Origin of the sequence: Moorena producens 3L (genome assembly GCF_000211815.1) — a bacterium.
Taxonomy (GTDB): Bacteria; Cyanobacteriota; Cyanobacteriia; order Cyanobacteriales; family Coleofasciculaceae; genus Moorena; species Moorena producens.
Map to the genome: position 1 here is coordinate 14,932 of NZ_GL890954.1, position 19,914 is coordinate 34,845.

At 44.0% G+C, this 19,914-nt stretch carries 14 protein-coding genes; 6 read left to right on the forward strand and 8 right to left on the reverse strand.

Annotated features, from left to right (window positions below):
- Positions 1 to 53: 53 nt before the first annotated feature.
- Both LYNGBM3L_RS24230 and LYNGBM3L_RS24235 read right to left on the reverse strand, forming a co-directional pair.
- The gene (locus tag LYNGBM3L_RS24230) at positions 54 to 1,520 is read right to left on the reverse strand and encodes a c-type cytochrome (protein ID WP_008187943.1); all 1,467 of its coding nucleotides are present in this window, start codon (positions 1,518 to 1,520) and stop codon (positions 54 to 56) included.
- 293 nt (positions 1,521 to 1,813) lie between these two features.
- Positions 1,814 to 3,238: an NADH:flavin oxidoreductase gene (locus LYNGBM3L_RS24235; RefSeq protein WP_044494623.1), complete on the reverse strand. Its 1,425-nt coding sequence runs from the start codon at positions 3,236 to 3,238 to the stop codon at positions 1,814 to 1,816.
- A gap of 909 nt (positions 3,239 to 4,147) precedes the next feature.
- Here LYNGBM3L_RS24235 and LYNGBM3L_RS24240 point away from each other — a divergent pair.
- The 3 genes from LYNGBM3L_RS24240 to LYNGBM3L_RS24250 all read left to right on the forward strand — a co-directional run bounded on the left by LYNGBM3L_RS24240 (position 4,148) and on the right by LYNGBM3L_RS24250 (position 8,633).
- On the forward strand, positions 4,148 to 4,957 hold the full coding sequence (locus tag LYNGBM3L_RS24240) for an SDR family NAD(P)-dependent oxidoreductase (RefSeq protein ID WP_008187946.1): 810 nt from the start codon (positions 4,148 to 4,150) through the stop codon (positions 4,955 to 4,957).
- Positions 4,958 to 5,278: 321 nt separating this feature from the next.
- Complete coding sequence (locus LYNGBM3L_RS24245; protein ID WP_008187948.1) at positions 5,279 to 6,571, forward strand: cytochrome P450; 1,293 nt, start codon at positions 5,279 to 5,281, stop codon at positions 6,569 to 6,571.
- Positions 6,572 to 6,875: 304 nt separating this feature from the next.
- Positions 6,876 to 8,633: a peroxidase family protein gene (locus tag LYNGBM3L_RS24250; RefSeq protein WP_008187949.1), complete on the forward strand. Its 1,758-nt coding sequence runs from the start codon at positions 6,876 to 6,878 to the stop codon at positions 8,631 to 8,633.
- On the opposite strand, the gene LYNGBM3L_RS24255 is transcribed toward LYNGBM3L_RS24250, so the two are convergent.
- Positions 8,626 to 9,414 (reverse strand): YdcF family protein, encoded by a 789-nt coding sequence (locus LYNGBM3L_RS24255; RefSeq protein ID WP_081431920.1) that lies wholly within the window; start codon positions 9,412 to 9,414, stop codon positions 8,626 to 8,628. The genes LYNGBM3L_RS24250 and LYNGBM3L_RS24255 overlap by 8 nt on opposite strands.
- 83 nt (positions 9,415 to 9,497) lie before the next feature.
- Positions 9,498 to 9,971 carry an EVE domain-containing protein gene (locus LYNGBM3L_RS24260; protein WP_008187951.1) on the reverse strand — a complete coding sequence of 158 codons (474 nt, stop codon included), beginning with the start codon at positions 9,969 to 9,971 and terminating at the stop codon, positions 9,498 to 9,500.
- Positions 9,972 to 10,537: 566 nt separating this feature from the next.
- Between LYNGBM3L_RS24260 and LYNGBM3L_RS24265 the strand changes: the two genes are divergently transcribed.
- Complete coding sequence (locus LYNGBM3L_RS24265; protein ID WP_008187952.1) at positions 10,538 to 11,158, forward strand: heme-binding protein; 621 nt, start codon at positions 10,538 to 10,540, stop codon at positions 11,156 to 11,158.
- Positions 11,159 to 11,220: 62 nt separating this feature from the next.
- Entirely contained in the window at positions 11,221 to 12,186 is a 966-nt protein-coding gene (locus LYNGBM3L_RS24270; RefSeq protein ID WP_008187953.1) for an alpha/beta hydrolase family protein, read from the forward strand.
- A gap of 159 nt (positions 12,187 to 12,345) precedes the next feature.
- Here the strand turns inward: LYNGBM3L_RS24270 and LYNGBM3L_RS24275 are convergent, their stop codons facing one another.
- Entirely contained in the window at positions 12,346 to 13,557 is a 1,212-nt protein-coding gene (locus LYNGBM3L_RS24275; protein WP_008187954.1) for an RNA-guided endonuclease InsQ/TnpB family protein, read from the reverse strand.
- A gap of 473 nt (positions 13,558 to 14,030) precedes the next feature.
- Here LYNGBM3L_RS24275 and LYNGBM3L_RS24280 point away from each other — a divergent pair, with 473 nt between their 5' ends.
- Positions 14,031 to 14,261, forward strand: coding sequence for a hypothetical protein (locus LYNGBM3L_RS24280; RefSeq protein WP_008187955.1), 231 nt, complete (start codon positions 14,031 to 14,033; stop codon positions 14,259 to 14,261).
- A 110-nt stretch (positions 14,262 to 14,371) separates the two neighbouring features.
- Here LYNGBM3L_RS24280 and LYNGBM3L_RS24285 read toward each other — a convergent pair whose 3' ends face one another.
- The 3 genes from LYNGBM3L_RS24285 to LYNGBM3L_RS24295 all read right to left on the reverse strand — a co-directional run bounded on the left by LYNGBM3L_RS24285 (position 14,372) and on the right by LYNGBM3L_RS24295 (position 19,017).
- Positions 14,372 to 15,577, reverse strand: coding sequence for a Coenzyme F420 hydrogenase/dehydrogenase, beta subunit C-terminal domain (locus tag LYNGBM3L_RS24285; RefSeq protein ID WP_008187956.1), 1,206 nt, complete (start codon positions 15,575 to 15,577; stop codon positions 14,372 to 14,374).
- Positions 15,578 to 15,975: 398 nt separating this feature from the next.
- The gene (locus tag LYNGBM3L_RS24290; RefSeq protein ID WP_044494600.1) at positions 15,976 to 16,899 is read right to left on the reverse strand and encodes a Uma2 family endonuclease; all 924 of its coding nucleotides are present in this window, start codon (positions 16,897 to 16,899) and stop codon (positions 15,976 to 15,978) included.
- Between the two features lie 1,158 nt (positions 16,900 to 18,057).
- Positions 18,058 to 19,017, reverse strand: a complete 960-nt coding sequence (locus LYNGBM3L_RS24295) for an Npun_F2552 family protein (RefSeq protein WP_008187959.1) — start codon at positions 19,015 to 19,017, stop codon at positions 18,058 to 18,060.
- Positions 19,018 to 19,914: the final 897 nt, after the last annotated feature.

A 19,914-nucleotide genomic window follows, 5' to 3' on the forward strand; every position in this document is an offset into this window, starting at 1 on the left:
TTTAATGTATTGGTTGATTTTTGTTGTCCATAATTGTTGACATTTATCCCTTACTAAAGAGTCTTCATGTACTCTACTAAGGCATCTTTTGCTTCTGGAGAGAGGTCAGTTCCATACAGGTGACCACTCTTTAAATTGCCAGGAATTGTTGTATCAATCTTAAAGAATTCCTTGGTATTATCCTCGGCTACATCGGAAACAAAACCAACCTTTTGCTGATCGAAAACATCATCACCTCGATAGAATTCTTTGGGTCGGTTTTCGGGGGTTTCTAACAAGTCTCTGAGAGTTGGTACTGAACCATTGTGTAAATAGGGAGCTCGTAGCCAAATTCCATCTAGGGGCACATTGGCATAGCCATTAGTCTTGCGGAAATGTTTGAAACGCCTTGGTGTGCCAACAAAGAGGGTATTTTGGTTAGAAAGTAGTTCATAGGTGTAGGAATCCAGGCGATATCGGTCTGTACCAATTTCTTCAATAGGTGTTACCTTGCCAACCTTTGAACCACCAAAAGCATGGCAACTGGCGCAGTTGTTTTCATAAATTGGCTTACCCACTGCTGCCAAATTCTGGTTAATTTCATAGGGATAGGGCGGGGGTGGTAATTCCCACAGCCAATCAGCAACCCGTTGAATCCCATCCAAATCTACCGTGGTTGGTGTGACCCCTGCACCCAAAGCAGCGCTCAGGTTCCGCTCATCCACCGAGTCGTTATCACCATCCCAGTGCAACTGCAAACCCTCACGAGGCTTCTGATTCCAGATGGAGGGAAAATCTGCACCACCAATCAGTTCATCAGGATCTAACTGATCCATTGGGAAGCGAAATTGCAGGGATTTATAGGGATTAAAAGTATCCACCCGCCCAGGACCGCGATCAAGTTGGTTATCTAAAAAGGCGAGTAGGCTACCCTGAGCAATTAAAGCATCCCGAGTCTGGGGAATAACCAGGTAGCGATAAATCAATTTCTGGATCGGGTTGAACTTTTCCCCTTGGGCTGCAATCTCTGCCAAAATCCGGTCAGCGTTGAATCGTGGATCAAATGCTACTTCGGAGATTAACTTGATGTAGCCCGATAGATCGACCGTATTGGAAGGCATGGTGGTGATTACCCGGGGTGTACTATCGCGGGTATCTCGCACTGTACCAGCATGGCAGACTGCACAATTTAAACCAACACGGTCAACGAACATCCGACGCTTTGAAAAGCCGATGGGTCTGTCTTGTCCTGGTTCATAGATAAAGCCTAATGAAGCATAACCCTCACCGGGTAGCTTATCTGGGAAAATTGCTGGCAGTACTTTCCAGATCCAGTAGGGAACTCCATTCACTGGCTCGCTGCCGATGGAACCATACTTAAAGTGGTCATTAATATCTGCATATCTAACTGGGGAGTTGGATATCAACGGCCAAGCTATCACTAGGGTGATGACCAGTACAACTCCGATAATAAGAAGCCAAAACCGCTTTAAGCTTTTGAAAGCACCCTTGAGTAGGGTTGGGTTTTCTGATTCACTCATAAGTTTCTTAGCTGTGATCTATAAAATAGTGCGTCAGTGTTCAGTGCTCAGTCCTGAGTAGATCAAGACTTACCCTTGTATCCAAAAATGAACGCCATTTGTAGGGGTACACAGCCGTGCCCCCTCAACCTATGTACCGTAACATCCTAACTCCTATAGAAAAAAGCGTTCGAGGAAAGCGATTAGCCCGAAGGGCTACGCTACGCGATCGCATTCTCTATAACATGTAAAGAAACAAAAATGTTTCTTACAAAAGGTTTTTATTCCTCGTTGTTTACCAATATAATTAAGAATTAGGAGAATGGCGGTGGATCAAATACAGTCATCACCTGTTCAATCATTTTGTCGTGGTCGTCATTATATCGGCGCACATCGTAGCAGCCTAGGGGGTTTTGTAGGGCATTGACCAAGCACTTGTTGCAGTAGGTGCAGGGTCGTTCTGGCAAGTCTTTTCCTTGCTGAAACTGCTGGACTAGGTCATTATTGGCAACCAGAGGACGGGCGATACTAACTGCATCACAGAATCCTTCACTAATCGCCTCACGGATGTAAGATGCTTGCTGAAAACCTCCCGTGCAGATGACTGGGATATTGACATGCTTTTTGATTTCCCGAGCATCACTGATGCTAATACCTTGGTATTTATCTAGGAGTTCCTGCATGGTTTGACTTGATACAAACTCCCGGAAGGAGTCGTCCAAGGCTTTATCCTGTACATCTTTGCCGATTATCGGCTGAGTCGAACCCTTTCTGTAAACTCGGTTCCACAAGAACAAGAAGATGGGAAATAGGAATCTATACCGGAACAGTAAGTAATTGCGGAAGGTATAGATACCGCTTCCGAGCATGATCTCGTACCATCGGGATGCTTCGTCCCGGGGAAACTCACCGGGTGGGTTCAACGGGTGGGGAAATAAGCTTCCAGTGGATATATGAAGGGCATCTGCTCCAGCTTCCTCGACCCACTTGCAGATTTGGATAGAGTCTTCCAGGGTATTCCCAGGCTTATCCCAAGGAATCACAGCATCGTTGTATTCCACTGCACTGATTTTTGCCTGGAGGTGAAAATCGTTTCCTACCTCCTTGCGTATTCCCTGGATAATCTCCAGCAAGAAACGAGCTCGATTTTCCAGAGAACCGCCATACTCATCCTTGCGGTCGTTGATGCCTGAACTCAGAAATTGGGTAATCAGATAGCCATTGGCACTGTGAAGTTCTACCCCATCAAGTCCTGCCTCACGAGCTCGTCTGGCACCATCAGCGAATGCCTGAATCATTTCCTTGATTTCCTTGCGTGTCATTGCCTGACACTCCAGCCCATGAAATGACTCAGTTTCACTGGTTGAACTAAGACCCTTATTATGCAAATTCTCCACACCACCAACATCCCGCTGACGACCAGAGTGGCTCAGTTGCATCAAAAACTTACAGTCATATTCATGTACTTTCTCCCCGACCTTGCGCCAGAAAGGAATTCTATCATCGCGGTCAATCGTGGCATAGTTAGGTAAAATTCGTCCTCGGATTTGGACCGGTGTAAAGGAAGAGACGATTGCACCGACGCCGCCTCGGGCAAATTTCTCTTCCCAATTGATCCGTGCCTGGTTACCGGAACCATCATAGTTGTCAAATCGACCAGAGATATTAGAACGAAAGATCCGATTCTTTAGGGTCAAGTTTCGGAACTCCAAAGGTTCAAAAATTATATCCTTTTCCATTTGATTTAGTTGAATCTTGGCTTTTGTTGGAATAAAGCAAGCTACAAGCTCAATGCCTAGCATTCCAGATGCTGGCCGAATATTTTTTTAGGAAAACTATTTAATGCTCTTATTGAGAGTAAATAACAATAAGGATGTCATTTGTCTTTTGTCCTTTCTATTTTGTGACGCTTATTTGGTCTGATGCCCGATTCTCTGTTATACGCTGTCCCTAGGCTAGGAATAAATTACTGTCAGTGACTATCCCCTTTGACCCCATCCCCTTGCTTTAGGTTGGGGGAGGAGTCATTGAACTATCACAAATTTGTATAAGGGCGTTTGTTGGCCAATTTTGGGTCAGTCCTGACAAAATCTTGCTCCCCAGTTGGATGTTGTTAAGTCTCTCCTCGAAAAACTATAATTTCCAACACTTTCCATTATGACTTAACAACCATTGATATTTCATGATTATTAAGTTTTTTAACAACAATCCGGTTTTGGAAAAGCTCCCTGTGAGGATAACTATCAAGGCAATAGAGAGATTTTTGGCAGCTGAACCACCTACCTCAGCTAGCGCCCCCATTCTCCCTAAATTTATCAAAAGTATGCTATACCTCAACTAGAGTCCCTTTGCTTGCTTTATTGGCTTGATTTTTGATTGCCCTAGGATCTGGTGATCTGCTTAAAATGTAATTTAAGTTACAACTACTAGTGGATAACTATAACCTACATAGCATTTCCATTTGATTTGTGAACATAATCCCTTAGGGAAAGGCAAAAGGCAAGATTCAAAAGGCAAGAGCTAATCAAGTGTCTAGGGATTTTTTGTAATGAAAAAAACTGTCATACTTGTTTCCAATTCCTTTGGAAAGGCTATCGAAATAATTCTTCAAGATTTTCTGGGTTAATTTTTGTAAACATACACCTCAAATGAATCAAAAAAATCAGGTAAAGGATCGTCCGAAAACGGCTCTGATTACTGGTGCATCCAGTGGAATTGGTTATGAATTTACCAAGTTATTTGCTCGCGATGGCTACAAGTTAGTGTTAGTCGCCAGAAGTGAGTCGAAACTATCTCAACTAGCCGAGGGTTTTAGGGAAAAATTTGGGACATTCGTCAGGGTTATTCCGAAGGATTTGTCAGTTCCAGGAGCTGCACAGGAGATTTTTGACCAGCTCCAAGAGGAAGGTATCAAGGTTGATGCACTAGTCAACAACGCTGGATTCGCTACCTATGGAGCTTTTGCTGAAACAGACCTGGCTACTGAACTAGCCATGATGCAGCTAAACATAGTAGCCCTGACCCATTTGACCAAATTATTTCTGCCAGCTATGGTGCAACAACAGTATGGAAAAATTTTAAATATTGCCTCCACAGCAGCGTTTCAGCCTGGTCCGTTGATGGCAGTATATTATGCCACGAAAGCCTATGTCCTATCCTTTTCCGAGGCAATTGCCAATGAACTCAAGGGTTCAGGGGTGACGGTAACTACTCTGTGTCCAGGACCAACAGAATCGGGTTTTCAAGCTCGGGCAAACATGGAAGACTCTAAGCTGGTTAGTGGACAAAAGATTATGACTGCTGAAACTGTTGCTAGGATTGGCTATCTTGGTCTGATGAAAAATCGAACTGTTGTTGTGCCTGGTCTCAAAAACCAGTTGCTTGCCCTCAGTATAAGATTTATGCCCCGAAATCTAGTAACCCAAGTGGTGAGAAGCATGCAAGAAAGTAGCCACTAGTTCTGATTAGGGAGTGGATTGAGAAATTCTGGCTTAAGCTGATAGCCTTAAGGAAAATAGAAGCAATGGATATGGTAAGCATTCAGCTATCAGCTATCAGCTATCAGCTATCAGCTATCAGCTATCAGCTATCAGCTATCAGCTATCGGCTCTCAGCTTTTGAATAAAACAAGTAAGCATTGGTTTAATCTCTGTTACGTCAGCTGACCGCACCTCAAGTAGCGTGAGCTTTTAGCTCACGGCTGACGGCTGAATGCTTACTGGATAAGTCTCAGTAAAGCCTCAAGTAAGATTTGTCAACGAAACAATGAGCAATGAATAATGAACACCTACCCTTCTACCAATGTACTCGACTTGTTACGGCTTCTGGGTAATCTAGCCAGTGGCTTTATCCGTAACCCCCGTGGTTTCGACCTTGAAAAAGTATTAGGGGGTTGGATTGGTGATGTCATCAAACGCTATGGTAGTAAAAATGTCATTCTAAACTTTCTTCTCAAGAAAGTGTTGCTAGTATCTGGGCGTGACTTATCAGACCACATTTTACAAGACCCACCGGACAGCCAAGGCTATATCGAAGGCAATCTCAAGAAGGATGGTATGTCTTTCCTTGCTCCCAACGCCCTCACTATCAGCCATGATCAACAGTGGCAGCGCCTGAGACCTTATAACGAGGGAGTGCTTGGCACAGGTTGCCAGCACCAGTACCAACAGGCTTTCCTCGAACAGGTACATCATGCTTTTTCAAAGCCAGTATCCAACATTGAGGATATCCGGAAATGTATGGGTGAGGCAATGCTTGGCATCGTGTTTGGGGAAAATGTTGCTCCTGGGCGGTTGGTCAAGGATATACAGGTGTTATTCTCAATGGTGGGAAATCCGATCAAGCGGATTGTATTGGGAAGGTTTGAAACTAAGCGTTTAGAAAAATTTTATGAAACTCTTGAGCAGCTTTGGGAAGGCAGCGAAGCGTCTGAAAAGCCCTCTCTGTTGTCTATGGCTCATGGCATAAAGCCCTACACTACCGAAGAGGAACTCCTACAACAAATCCCCCACTGGATGTTTACTTTTACTGGTTCAGGGACTGACTTGCTGGCGAGAACCCTGACTATGATTACCTCTAGACCAAAGGTGCTGGAACGGGTGCGACAGGAAATCAAGAAAACAGGTTCGTTGGAGCAAGCCTCAACCATTGCTAAACTCAGCTATTTAGAAGCTTGTTTGTTGGAAACTGGTCGTTTGTTCCCTCCAGTGACCAGAACCTTTCACATCACAACAGCTGGCGACAGGTATAATAACACCCGTATTCCCCCAGACATGGAAATTCTGCACTTTTTCCCGATTATGCAACGGGAACGGTCACGAGACCCATCCACCGATTCGTTTGTACCTCAACGGTGGCTAGATCCGAGGGATCATGACAATTCGACTTACTCCAATTTGTTTCTGAGAGGATCTCGTACTTGTCCCGGAAGGGATTTGATCCTGTTTGTGTGTAAGAGTGCGATCGCAATTCTCCTCGACCAGCAGCAGCTGACATCCAAAACCAATGTACTCTCCCGAGACCCTCTACCAGCGTACTTCCAAGAAAAGGATATCCAATTTGTTAACCCTTGACCCTTGACTGTGAAATTTATTGACAGTTCAGTGATCAGCAAAGAGTACCCCAGATGGGTACTGTCAATTCTAGACAATTAGACAACACTAAATTTATTAGGTCATCCTCTTTAATTTATAAATTAATGAGTTATGATGAACATAAAAAACTGAGAAATAGAAAGAGCTAGACAACGGTGAATTAAGATCATGCCCAGTCTTATTCACCTAGGCTTAGGAGTGATTAGTAAGCTCCCACGAGAATTCCTGACACTCCAAACCTAAAACATTAAATCCCTCGGTAATAACTAAAGGAATTAGCACAATGACAAAGAAACCTTGGCATGAGTTCCCTACTCCTCTAGCCCTATTAAAATTAAATAAATTCCGGGATAATATGCGGGAAGAAAACCTGCACGATACTTCCCAATTACCCACAAAAGGGGAGCCCCCTGAACCGACTCCTAGTCCTGATGGTCGCCATCTGAAAATTCGCACAGCAGATGGTTCATTTAATGACCCCAATGATCCTAAAATGGGTATGGCTGGCACCCGCTTTGGACGCAATGTAGCGCTGAAATACGCCTACCCCGACGAAAAGAATTTACTCAATCCCAATCCCCGTACTATCAGTCGGAAGTTATTGACGCGGGATGAATTTGTACCAGCTTCGACCTTAAACCTAACAGCTGCAGCATGGATTCAATTCCAGACCCACGATTGGTTTTCTCATGGCTATAATGAATCCCAGGAGAAAATCGAGATTCCTCTGGAACAGGATGACCCCTGGCCCGAAGAGCATCGACCTCTGGAAATCGAAACAACTCCAAAAGACCCCACTCGTTCTGAAGACGATACCAACAATCCCCCAACCTTTATCAACCGAGAAACTCACTGGTGGGATGCTTCCCAAATCTATGGCAGTTATCAGGAAACTATCGATAAGGTGCGTAGCCATGTCGATGGTAAGATGATCATTGGTGATGACGGTTTGTTACCTGTCAACCCAGAGAACGGAATCGATATTGTGGGCTTTGACGATAACTGGTGGATAGGACTGAGCATGTTGCATATCCTGTTCGTCAAAGAGCACAACACTATCTGTGATCATCTGAAAAAACAATACCCTGACTGGACAGATGATGACCTGTTCGACCACGCTCGACTGATTAATGCTGCCTTGCTAGCTAAAATTCATACTGTGGAATGGACTCCGGGCATCCTGGGGCATCCCGCCGTGCAAGTTGCCATGAGAGCTAATTGGTGGGGTCTATTAGGTCAGGAATTCAAAAATCGTTTTGGGCGTCTTGGGGACAGTGAAGCAGTCAGCGGCATTATCGGCTCATCTACTGACCACCATGGTGCTCCCTTCTACCTCACCGAAGAATTCGTTTCTGTGTATCGGATGCATCCCCTCATCCCCGATGAATTCCCGTTTTACTCGGTTAAAGACGGTAAAGAGCTGCTGACAAAAGACTTTTTTGAAGTGTCTGGCAAGCGCTCACGTGCCATTCTAGAACAGGTAGATATAGCTGATTTATTCTACTCCTTTGGAATCAGCCACCCAGGTGCTGTCACCCTTTACAATTATCCAAAGAAATTGCAGCAGCTACTAAGGGACAACGGTGAAGTATTTGACTTAGCTGCTGTAGATATCCTCCGAGATCGGGAGCGAGGGGTTCCCCGTTACAACCAGTTCCGGGAACTAATTGGTCGCGATCGAGTTAAATCCTTCGAGGAAATCACTGAGAAACCAGAATGGGCGAAAGAATTGCGGGAAGTTTACAACAATGATATCGATAGTGTAGACCTAATGATAGGTATGTTTGCCGAAAATCCTCCCAAGGGATTTGGTTTCAGCGATACCGCCTTTCGGATATTCATCCTGATGGCATCCCGACGACTGAAAAGCGATCGCTTCTTTACCAAGGATTACACTGCCGAAATCTATACTCAATTCGGTCTGGACTGGATTGAAAAGAACACTTTCATAAGTGTTGTGCTCCGACATTACCCCAGCTTGGCTGCTAGTCTTAAAGGTGTTGAAAATGGCTTTGCTCCCTGGAAGCGCATAGTCAAGTGACGACCCAGTTGAACCTTTGGGTTAATGTTGACACTCCCCGCTCGCTCAGAGACGGGGATTCTTGCTTCAACAACGAACCTTGCTGTTTTTGGTTTGCACGGCTGACAGTAGAGATCAAATCTCCCCCCTGATGCTCACACTTGAAACCTGACTCACGCCAAGCCTCTATGTCTACATCCGTGAGTTGGATTAGATCAGAGCATCGGGGTTGAATGACTTGAGACAGTAGCGCCCAAACCAAGCTGCGAGCAATGTCTATCCCAGTTTTGAGAGGGGATTCTGAATTACCAGGAATACCTTTCTCTTGCACCAAATCTGTCTCTACCCAAATCCCATGAGCTCCCAGTAGAATTTGCGCCATCCACTGAGCCCGTGGTACATGGGTGCCAGAGGTAATTAACTTGACCTTACGAACACCCCACCGCTGGAAAATTGGGATACTAAAGAAAAAGTTACCAAAGGTAGAATTGGCACACTTTTCTAACCAAACCTGTTCCGAAGATGCCATCTCCCGCTTAAAAATTAGCCAAATGCAGGGGTCTGGGGATCCATGAGAAATCAGAATTCGCTTGTCTGGGTACTGTTTGGCTAATTCAGCAACATGGATTTCTCGACGAATACTCCCCCCTAGCACAAAGAACGTATCCACAGGTGCTGATGCTGCTGCCTGCAATCTCAGAGTATTAATTAGCAGCCAGCCACACAAGAACATTGCTATAGTTAATAACCCCCAAACTCGTAGGCGTCGTCGCCATTGTACTGCTCGTGACAAGTTGATCATCTTACAGTATTTTTGACATGCTTGACATTCTCTAGCATAGGGGTCATTAAATATTCTAATCCATCATTCATCTGCCTGAAATATTACCTTTGACTTGGGTTTGTAGCTTGACTGATCTCTAGAATTTTCTGAGCTACTGCCTGAGAAACTGGCATCACCGAGAGTCGATTTCCACGTCTAGTAACCCATAGCTCTTGGTCACTAAATTCCTGTTTAAGGGTTGAAAGCTCTAGGAAATGGGGAAAAACCTCGACAAATTGCACTAGCACAGTATGCCACCGAGGAGATTCAACACTTGATTTGGGGTCATAGTAACGGCTAGTTTGGTCAAACTGAGTTGGGTCAACGACTTCACTTTTAATAATTTCCATTAAGCCCACAATTCCAGGGGGTTTAGTGTTGGAATGGTAAAAAAAAGCTAAGTCTCCCTCTTTCATTTCACGCAGAAAGTTTCTAGCTTGGTAATTACGAACCCCATCCCAAATTGTTTTCCCTTCTTTTTCCAGATCAGTGATGCTATAGACTTGTGGTTCCGACTTCATCAACCAGTAATTCATTAGTTATAGCGTAAGCATTCAGCTATCAGCCATCAGCCATCAGCCATCAGGTTATGCGCTATGGGCACACTACTTAGGCGTTGCTTAATAATGGAATGATTTGAAGAGTTTTTAGGTGCGCTTTCCGCATCTAATTATTAAATTCGCCACGGGTCGCACCTGTGGAATGGGCATCTTGCCCGTTCCTGATATTTGGGGGCAGGCATGATGCGCACCCCACTCCTATTCATTCCCTATTCAGCAACGCCCACTACTTAAGGTGCTAACGAGCAGGGATTTTCAACCAGCCGTACTAGAACCGTAAGCTTGTTTGCTACCTCCCGTTGATTAGCTGACCGCTGACCGCACCTCAAGTAGCGTGCGCGTAGCGCATTAGCTGAATGCTTACATAAAAAAAGACCTCCTAAGTTTACATCTTAAATACAAACGCTATATGAAACTAATATTGATCGTAAGCATTCGTTACGTCACAGCGTCGAAGCCTGTGCCACAAAGCTGATACGCGACACGCTGATACGCGACACGCTGAATGCTTACCTTTCACTGTTAGTTAATTTTACTCCCTGATGAAGCTATCCAAATTTCTCTTGCCTGTAGGCTTACTGGCAATTGTCTTACTGGGATGGAGAGTGTTCAGTGCTGCCTCTGCTCCCTTACCAGAAGGGTTTCCACCTCCTACCCCAGCTGGCAAAATCGAAATCAAACACTACCCTGCCTATCGCGCTGCCACAGTACCCTACTCTGGGGAACTGTCTGAGGCAGCTAATCGTGCTTTTGGCACCCTGTACCGCCATATTAGCTCTAACGATATTTCCATGACTGCTCCGGTAGAGACTCGTTATCCGATCAGTACCCTAGAAACTAGTCAGGGAGGTTCCTTTGCTCAGGTTGGTGAGGCTTATGTATCATTTCTATACCACCGCCGTAATATCACTCCTGAGCAGATTGAAAGGAATATTAAGGTAGAAGACATAGCACCGATGACAGTAGTGAGCCTTGGGATCAAAGGTAGCTATAGTTATATCAGCTACCAACAGAGTATTGAGCAGTTGAAGGAATGGTTAGCCCAACACTCGGAGTATACAGTCGTTGGTACACCCCGTCGCTTTTTTTATGATTCTCCCTTTGTTCCGGAACCCCTAAAGCGCAGTGAAGTTCAAGTTCCTATTCGACCGGTAAATGAATAATCCCAATTTACTTTATTCCTGCTACCAATAATGATAATTAGAGTGATCAGGATTTTTAAAAAATGGAAAGACAAGAATTCTTTGAATCCAAGGGTGCAAGGATTTATGGAACACTTACCCTACCAGAAGGTGTGGAAAACCCCTCCGCTTGCCTATTCATTGGAGGCTCTTTTCCTCAGACAAGAGAAGGAAATCTAGATAATTCAAAAACCGATTGGTTCCCTACACCATTACCAGAGCGAAACCTGTTCCGGGATGAAGCTAGAATTCTTGAGGAAATCGGGATAGCGACATTTAGATACGATAAGCGAGGATGTGGTCAAAGCGAAGGAAATTTTAATACTACTGGACTATTTGACTTGGTAGATGATGCTCGGATGGCATTGCAATGGATGCGGAGTATTCCTGAGATTGACAGCAGTAGAATCGGAGTTCTTGGTCAAAGTGAAGGGGCTGTAATTGCTTTGATTTTAGCAGCTTCTGACCCAGACATTAAGTTTTTTGTTTGGCAAGGGGGCATTTATAACAACCTGGAAGGGATACTGAAATGGCAAGCCAAAGCCTTTGAAAAGTTAGATAGTACAACTATCAAAAATTTTAAAGAAAATATGCCATTGATTTACTGGATATACAAACAGATTGATGAAATTTATGCTAGGGCAAAAAGGGGTGAAGAGTTCTTTCGCATCGGAGATGAAGATTGGTCTTTTAATTATTACCTACCCCTGGGTCAAGAGCATTTTGAGAATCCTCCCTATTTATTTGTGGACAAGGTCAAATGCCCAGTACTGATTTTACATGGTGCCTTGGATCACAATACACCTCCAGAAGAAGCTCAACAAATGCAGCAAGCACTTATCGATGCTGGTAATAGGAATGTGACAACTCATATTTTTCCTGGATTGGATCACAGCTTCAGAAGATTAGGTGACCCAGATGAGGATTTTGTTACTGCTATGAAACGACCGCTAGATCTAGAAATGCCGCAAGCACTAACTGCTTGGCTAAAAGTCTGGCAAGAAAAGTGATCCGGTGATCAGATCAGGTCATGGGGAGATAGGGAGATCAGCTACAGCAGAGGAAAGAATAACAGATTATGATATCCCTTAATCTAGGTAACAAACCCGGTTTCTTTTAGGGTAATTTTTGGTAATGGATAAATAAACCATTCTTGACACTCCCCACGGTTAGAAACCGGGGGATTCTTCGTTCAGCGACCCAAGTTGCTGAGACAGGATTTCTCCAGTCCCAGTAGTGCTCAGGTCTCCCGAAGCGTTGGGATCTTTATCGATCCAAGTTCCGATGTGCCCCATCGTACTTAAAGCAGAATTCAGAATATTGATGGCGGCATTTTGGTCGCGATCTAGAACACATCCACATCGACAAACATGGGTTCGAGTTGATAGTGATTTCTTGACCGTTGTTCCACAACTTGAACAATTTTGGTTTGTGTAGGCAGGGTTAACGACAACTGTTACTCTGCCCAACTTTTTGCCAAAATACTCTAACCACTTCCTGAATTGATACCAACCTGCATCATTAATAGACTTGGCGAGACAATGGTTTTTCACCAGGTTCTTAATCCTCAAATCTTCGTAGGCGACCATGTCGTTAGACAGGACTACGCAACGCGCTACTCTCTTAGCATGTTCTTCACGTTGCCTACTTATTTTGAGGTGTACACGTCCTAGCTTATTAATGGCGCGCTTACGGTTAGCACTGCCTTTTTTCTTTCGAGAAACGCGACGTTGATAGAACTTCATCCGTTTCTCGCTTTTTCTGTAGAATCGTGGGTTGGGTTCAGTATTGCCATCTGAATCTGTGTAGAACTCTTTGAGTCCGACATCTAAACCAACGTTGTGCTTTGTCGGTTCAACATCAACTTTGACATCTACTTGAATACAGAATTGGCAATAATAACCATCAGCTCGTCTAACCAGTCTCACTCGCTTAATCTGTTTAACTAGATAGAATGCCAAATCCCACGTCCCAATCAATTTAAGTTTACCAATCCCTTTTTTGTCGGTAAATTCAATGTGCTTGGGGTCTAGTAACTTCCACCCGGACGTTTTGTATTCAACAGAGCGGCTACGTTTTTTGAACCGAGGATATCCTTTTTTCCCGGGGAGATTTTTCTTACAGTTCTCAAAGAACTTAACAATGGCTGACCAGCATCGTTCTACAGATGTCTGACAAGCGTGGGAGTTCAAATCTTTGACAAAGGGATACATAGCGCGAAGTTCGGTGTTATACCGATATAGCTCTTTCCTCCCTAAACCTCGATTATCTATCCAGTAACGCAAGCATGAATTCCTAACGAATTGACCAGCCCGGATTGCCTCATCAATCGCTCGGTATTGATTGAGTTTTCCTTTAACTTTGAACTCGTAGACTATCATGCCTGTGACACTTGCTTATTTAGCCTATTACCTACAGTACCACAAGAATTGTTGTTTATGTGAGGGGGTGAGCTTACCCCATGGATGAATCGTAGGGGCTTGCGCTCACCCCCTCACACTCCCCGATTTCCGGTCAAGTCCGGAATCTAGGCTAAAGCCTTGGCCTAAACGAACCAAGTCCACCTAAGTGGACTCAAGTTTCTTTCTAGCCTACGGCTACTAACAATGGTGCAAGATATCAGTTAAACCGACTTCAGAAATTTTGGGAGTTTCCGGTTAGCACACCTCATTTGCTGGAATTTCATGGTTGATTTTATAAAAAGTACGAAATAGACCAAAAAAATTACAATTAGCAGGTTTTGTATAAAAATCACTCACTAGTTAAGTTTTACAAGCTCTAGCTATTTAATTAATCTAAGATTGTAGAATATAAGGAAAACGTACTATTTCAGATTCAGAGGTGAGGTAAAGTTATGCCCCGTGGTGGTTATCGAGAAAATAGTGGTCGCAAGCCGAAGTGGAATCTGGGTCAAACGAAAGCAGTAAGGATTCCGGTAGTGATCGCAGATATAATTCTGGAAGTGGCTAAACGACTGGATGACGGGGAGAGTAAAGAGTCGGTGATTATTCCTAAATCAGAAACGACTAAACTCTCTCAATTGACTGAAGAAATAGAGACATCAAAAGCAGACTCAAAAGACTAATTCATGGGGTCTTAATTCAGAACTGAAATACCTATAATTTCCCTCGACAGTAGCTGAGTTGGAAGGCACGCGATCGCTTACCCTACCGAAGCGCACCAATCCCTCAGTTTTTAGTCTGGCAACTTGTACTGTTCTACAATCCGCTTGGCATACTCTGGCACATGTGCCTCTAACTTTTGTGGATGATTGCGCTTTAAATATAAATAGTTGCGGGTGAAGTGGGAGTCAATGGAAAAACGAGCATACTCCAATCCTTTCGGACCAATTTTTTCTATCACCACTCCCATCATTTTTGCTGCCCACATCGGTAAGGTAACTCCCTTGTCATAGGCAGGAATACTCTGTTGCACTGCCTGTTTGCGATCGCCTTTTGACATGACTGGTTGAGTTTCCAACTGGTCTTGCACCAAATCCAACATTTCTTGCCCAATGTCATTACGAACCAGAATCCACTGCCAACCAAAGGGTGCTCCCATGTAACCTACCACTAAATCCGCTAGGGAGTTTACATAATCAAAGCAACTCATACAAGAGGAGGCAAACACATCTTTGAGTTGATTAGTCTTTAAGCCAAAGAAAGGTACTTTCTCAATCGAGCCATCCTCATGTTTAAAGTGAATCCGGAAATCCTGCATAAACTCGTAATGTACCACCGTTTCTGGTGAACGGCTGGTGGTTTCCAGAAATTTTTGCAACCCCTCACGGTTGACATTATCGACACAGGGCGTACCTAAAACATAGAGTTTTTCTAAACCGAGTTCGTTTTGCACTGATCGCAATGCTTGGATTTGGCAGCCAACACCAATTACTAATAATCGCTTCATCCCTGATTGTTCCACTTGCTCTAACACAGAGAGGTTAGGAGACAAGGTAGGCTTATTCACCCGTGCTGCTAACACCTCCTCTGGGGTACGAGCAATGATCGGCATCGGCTGAAAGCGGTCTTCTTCAGTGTTTTGGACACAGACTACACCTTCAACTTTACCCTGCTTGAGCATTTCCATAGCAATGGTACTGACAATTCCTGTCCACTGCGCCCCTTCTATCGGCTTAATCTTCTTAGCCGTGAGCATCTTCTGGTTAACACCAAAGTACCAATCATCTGGATGATCTAGATTGCGACTACGTCCATGGGCTTTTGTTTCCAAGTCAGCTATTTGCTGGTTTAAGAATGCACAAGCTTCCTTGACATAATGGATATAGTATGTATCACAAAGTCCACACTCGCTACACAGTTCCTTGGCAGGGCGTCGGCTACTTGGTTTTAAGGCTCTCGCTTTTTTATGTTTGGCAGGTTGAGGTGTCACTGAAGTCATTTTCTTAACTAATGGTCTATTGTCTCACGATGGTGAGCATTCAGCTGTCAGCTAATGCGCTACAGATGGTGCTACTTGAGGTGCTATCAGCCCTCAGCTTTAATTTGGATCTTGGTTATCGATTCCAACACAATAGACAGCAGTGTTAATGCGTTCGCTTAGCGGCTCAATACTTAGCATCGCATATCTCGATTGCCAACACTGATCGGATTGTCTCTTAATTTTCTCTTATTTGGTACATTTTTACTAAAGCAAGTCATGCGTTCGCGTAGCGTGGCCGTAGGCCAATCCCATGAAGGGGATATAATTAGACCCTCAGCTCAATCAAAGTACCACCGTAGGGGGGCAGGGCGTGCGCCCACCCACCAAGGGAAAAGAAAACCAGAAAAACCCTCCTTTTAGTTACCAAATTCTGCCACCTGAGATTCAGACAGACCTGTTCGATTGGCCACCTGCTCCACCGTCATCCCTTGCTCTAACAAGCTCTGCGCCACCTGCTGCAACTGAGACTCCGCTTGATCAGCCCTTTGTTGTTCTTGATCGGCTCTTTGTTGTTCTTGATCGGCTCTTTGTTGTTCTTGATCAGCTCTTTGCCGTTCTTGTTCAGCTCTTTGTTGTTCTTGTTCAGCTCTTTGTTGTTCTTGATCGGCTCTTTGTTGTTCTTGATCGGCTCTTTGTTGTTCTTGCTCAGCTTTTTCCTCAGAAGTGGGCAGTAACTCCCCATCTAAATTTGCCCAGCGTAACCAAGTTGCTTCGATGCCGTTATAATCACCATGCCAACGCACCAAGCTCAAACCTAATGCTTCAGATACCAGTTGGTTTTGCTGATTAGGTTCTATCGGTTGGTAAACTCTATTTTGGAGATGAAATCCAGCCCAATCATCTGGATTGAAAGGATCAAACCAGAAATACTCTGGCACACGCATCTGATTTTGATAAATCTGCTTTTTCTCGTTTTTGTCACGCTCAGCAGTGCTTGCCGACAAAAGTTCGATAATCACGTCAGGAGCCTTTTCCTCCTCCCAAATCACCCAGCTTCGACGCTCTCCCTTGGGTACATCTAGAGCAACAAAGAAATCTGGTCCTTTATAGTCCTTATTTTTGAGTTGGGCAACGCTGTAGTAAACAAACATATTACCACCGACATAGCCATCCGACCTATTATCTAGCCAAGGCGATAGGGTATAAATGAGCAGATCCATTTGGGCTTTGTGCCGTGCGGTTTCCATTGGTATATCATCGTCACAGGGAAGGTCGGCCTGAGTGGGTGGCGCTGCCACTGCCATTGACTCTATAGTTTTAGAGAGTGTAAGCTCTGACATGGCTCTCCAAAGGTGTTAGTTTACCAAGTTTTGACACTTCTATGTTAATGGGTGCTGCTTCAACGCAAATGGGATCATATTTTGCAGGCTCTGGTTTTGGCGGACGGAAACTCTCCTAGATACCTAGGGAAATCACCCCCATCCCCTGGTCAGTTAATGCTTCTTTACAAAGAAGCCAAATTTTACCTTTGATTGGGTCACTATCCGGCAACTATAAAGCATTCATCCCCTTCTTTGCTGCTGTCTTCAATGCTGCTTTTACCTCCTCAAAAGGCAGGGATTGCCCTAACACCTTCTGATAACTTTGCATTCAGGGGAAAGCACTGATGTATTCACAATTAAAGGTGAGGTAGCCAGAGTCCTCACCAATTTAGATAAACGAGAGATAGTCATTATTGTAACCAAATCGGGAATCGCTCACTGGATCTTCCCAAGGGGCTATCACGTCCTAGGTAAATCCTTTGGGTAACACCAAATCATCCACCACCCTGTAGTTATAGTAGTTTGCGTGTAGGTTAAGTAGACTCCCGACTCCTGACTCCTGACTGCTGAAGCGTTTGACCCACAGGCTTCAGCTTGTCCGGTATTAGCTGTAGAGGCTGAGTGCTGATCACTGTTCGCGTAGCGTGCGCCTAGGGCATTAGCTGAGTGCTCAATGTATAGATGGCTGCGATCGCGTAGCGTAGCCCTTCGGGCTAATCGCTACTTCCTCAAACCTAGACCCATCAGGCTGTTTGACTTTTTCAATGTCACCTTCGGTCTCTTAAAAGTAACGAAGAACTCTATCACTGTTTGCTGGACTTGACCAATAGTGGAGCTAGAGAGTAATTAATTATACAAAGTCGGACTATGTCTTCTGGTATTCACCAATCACCAGCTTAGTGATTAGTAATTAGTCCTTTGTGGCCAGTAACAAGTTTTCTGGTATTCACCCATGACCAGCTTAGTGATTAGTGATTAGTGATTAGTGATTAGTAATTAGTGCTTTGTGGCCAGTAACAAGTTTTCTGGTATTCACCCATGACTAATTACTAATCAATAAAAAACCGCCGCTAGCAATAATAGGGCGGCATGGTTAAGCAATCGGAGGGTAACTCTAGGTTACTTGGTTAATCTAGGATCCTGTTGTAGCAAATTTTACCAAATACCCCTGATTGTCTAGCTTTTACCATAAGCATTAATTGGCTCTTTGATAAGCCGGATATATAAATGCTTAAAGGTAGACCTAATTACTCGAGGCATACCAAAATCAATCGGTTTCATAGTATCAGGTAGTTTCCAATCCCTCACTTGGATTTCTAGAGGTCGATGGTAAGGAAAGTCAATCTCTGCTAAGTCTGGCAACAACCCCAGCCGTTTTTGAGCTGCCAGGGTAGGAACCAGGGCTGGCTCAACATTGAGAATTTCCACTATTGAGCGATCGAGAGCAAAGACATCCTCTGATGCTCCTAAGATCCCCAAATGTCTCGGTTCACCACCAATCGGACCATTCCCTTCCTGACCAATAATGCCATCAATGATAGTCAACTCCGGATTAATCGCCCGTGCTGTTTCCACCAGCATTTCCCCAAAGCGCGTCTCATCCTTACCCGCTTCCATATGCCACCAGGCTTTCATTTTTCCCGGAACACAGCCGAATAAATTCTTGACCCCCATGGTCAAGGTCAACTGCATGTGGGATTTTACCTTCGGTAGGTTAATCACCACATCGGCATTCATGGCCTCTTTAGACAAACGCAGATGATTAAAGGTTTCGCTAGCAGTTTCATAACCCTTGCCGTGGAATTCCACCATAGGGATATCAAGTTCTGTCATCATTGGCAGATAGCCATTCGCCTTAGCCACACCCCTAGCACTCCCAAAGGCTGGGCTATCTCCGAAAAAGGGTTTACCCCCAGCTTCTTTGACTAGTTGAGCCACGCAGTAAACAATTTCAGGGCGAGTGATACATTCTTTACCAGGACGACCAGCAGTAAGTAAATTAGGTTTAAGCAGAACCGAATTACCTTTCTTAACAAAAGCACTCATCCCTCCCAAAGGTTCTAGCAGCCTTTCCAAGGAAGCTCGTAAGAGTTGTGGATTATAGGAATCAGCATGAATTAAACTAACAGTTGGCATAATTTAATAGTTTTGATGTCAGGGGAAAATGATGAATTGTGTATTGTTATACCAATTTTCTGTAAAAGATGTAAACTTATAGTAAACTTGGGGATTGGAAATTTTTCAGCTTGTTTCCCGCCTCCAACAGATAAGTGACATTTTTCAAGAAAATCTGGTATTATTCCTGGAGGAAGTTGCCTATAGTAACAATTGTCTGTTGTAGTCTGAAAATCTTTTACTCTAGGGTGGCAGATTCTTCGATACACACGTAGAATAAGAATACATAGTGCATCTACTGAGTCTTAAATGTATCTACAGCTTGTCAGTTGCGTCTGCGGTCTTGTATCTAGGTTGAGCCTTAAATAATCACTCTAGGTCATGTTTAGGTTGAAAGCGTTATTCAATCGTTTCAGGGTGTATCAGTGAACGCATTTGTCCTATTCCAGGGTTTTAAGGACAGTACCTTGATACAGTAGTGCACTTACCAAACTTTTAAAGGATGTGGATTTTAACAAAATGTTTCTAATTCTCTAACTTACCTAATCCTGAAGTGTTTACTCTCCTTAGGAAGAATGGTTCCTTGTGTCATTCGTTGAATGCCGGGAAGTGTATCTAATCTGTAACCAATAAACGTTTCCGTTGCCGAATTTAAGGCTAATTTTCAAGAAGATCGGAATTTTCTGTTGAAGCTAAAAAAACCTATATCAATTGAGAATACCGATGCTCTCTTGACTGAAACCCTATCTATGGCAAGGGTTAATCGCCACTTAAGGCAAAAAAATTTCACATTCAGCCTACGTTGCCAGATTTTACCTGGTTAAAACGTTTTGTACCAAGCAGGCTGAACAGAATAACATAATCAGTCAAACGAGGTGAACACACAAATGATTAATGTACAGGCTCCTGATTCCATCC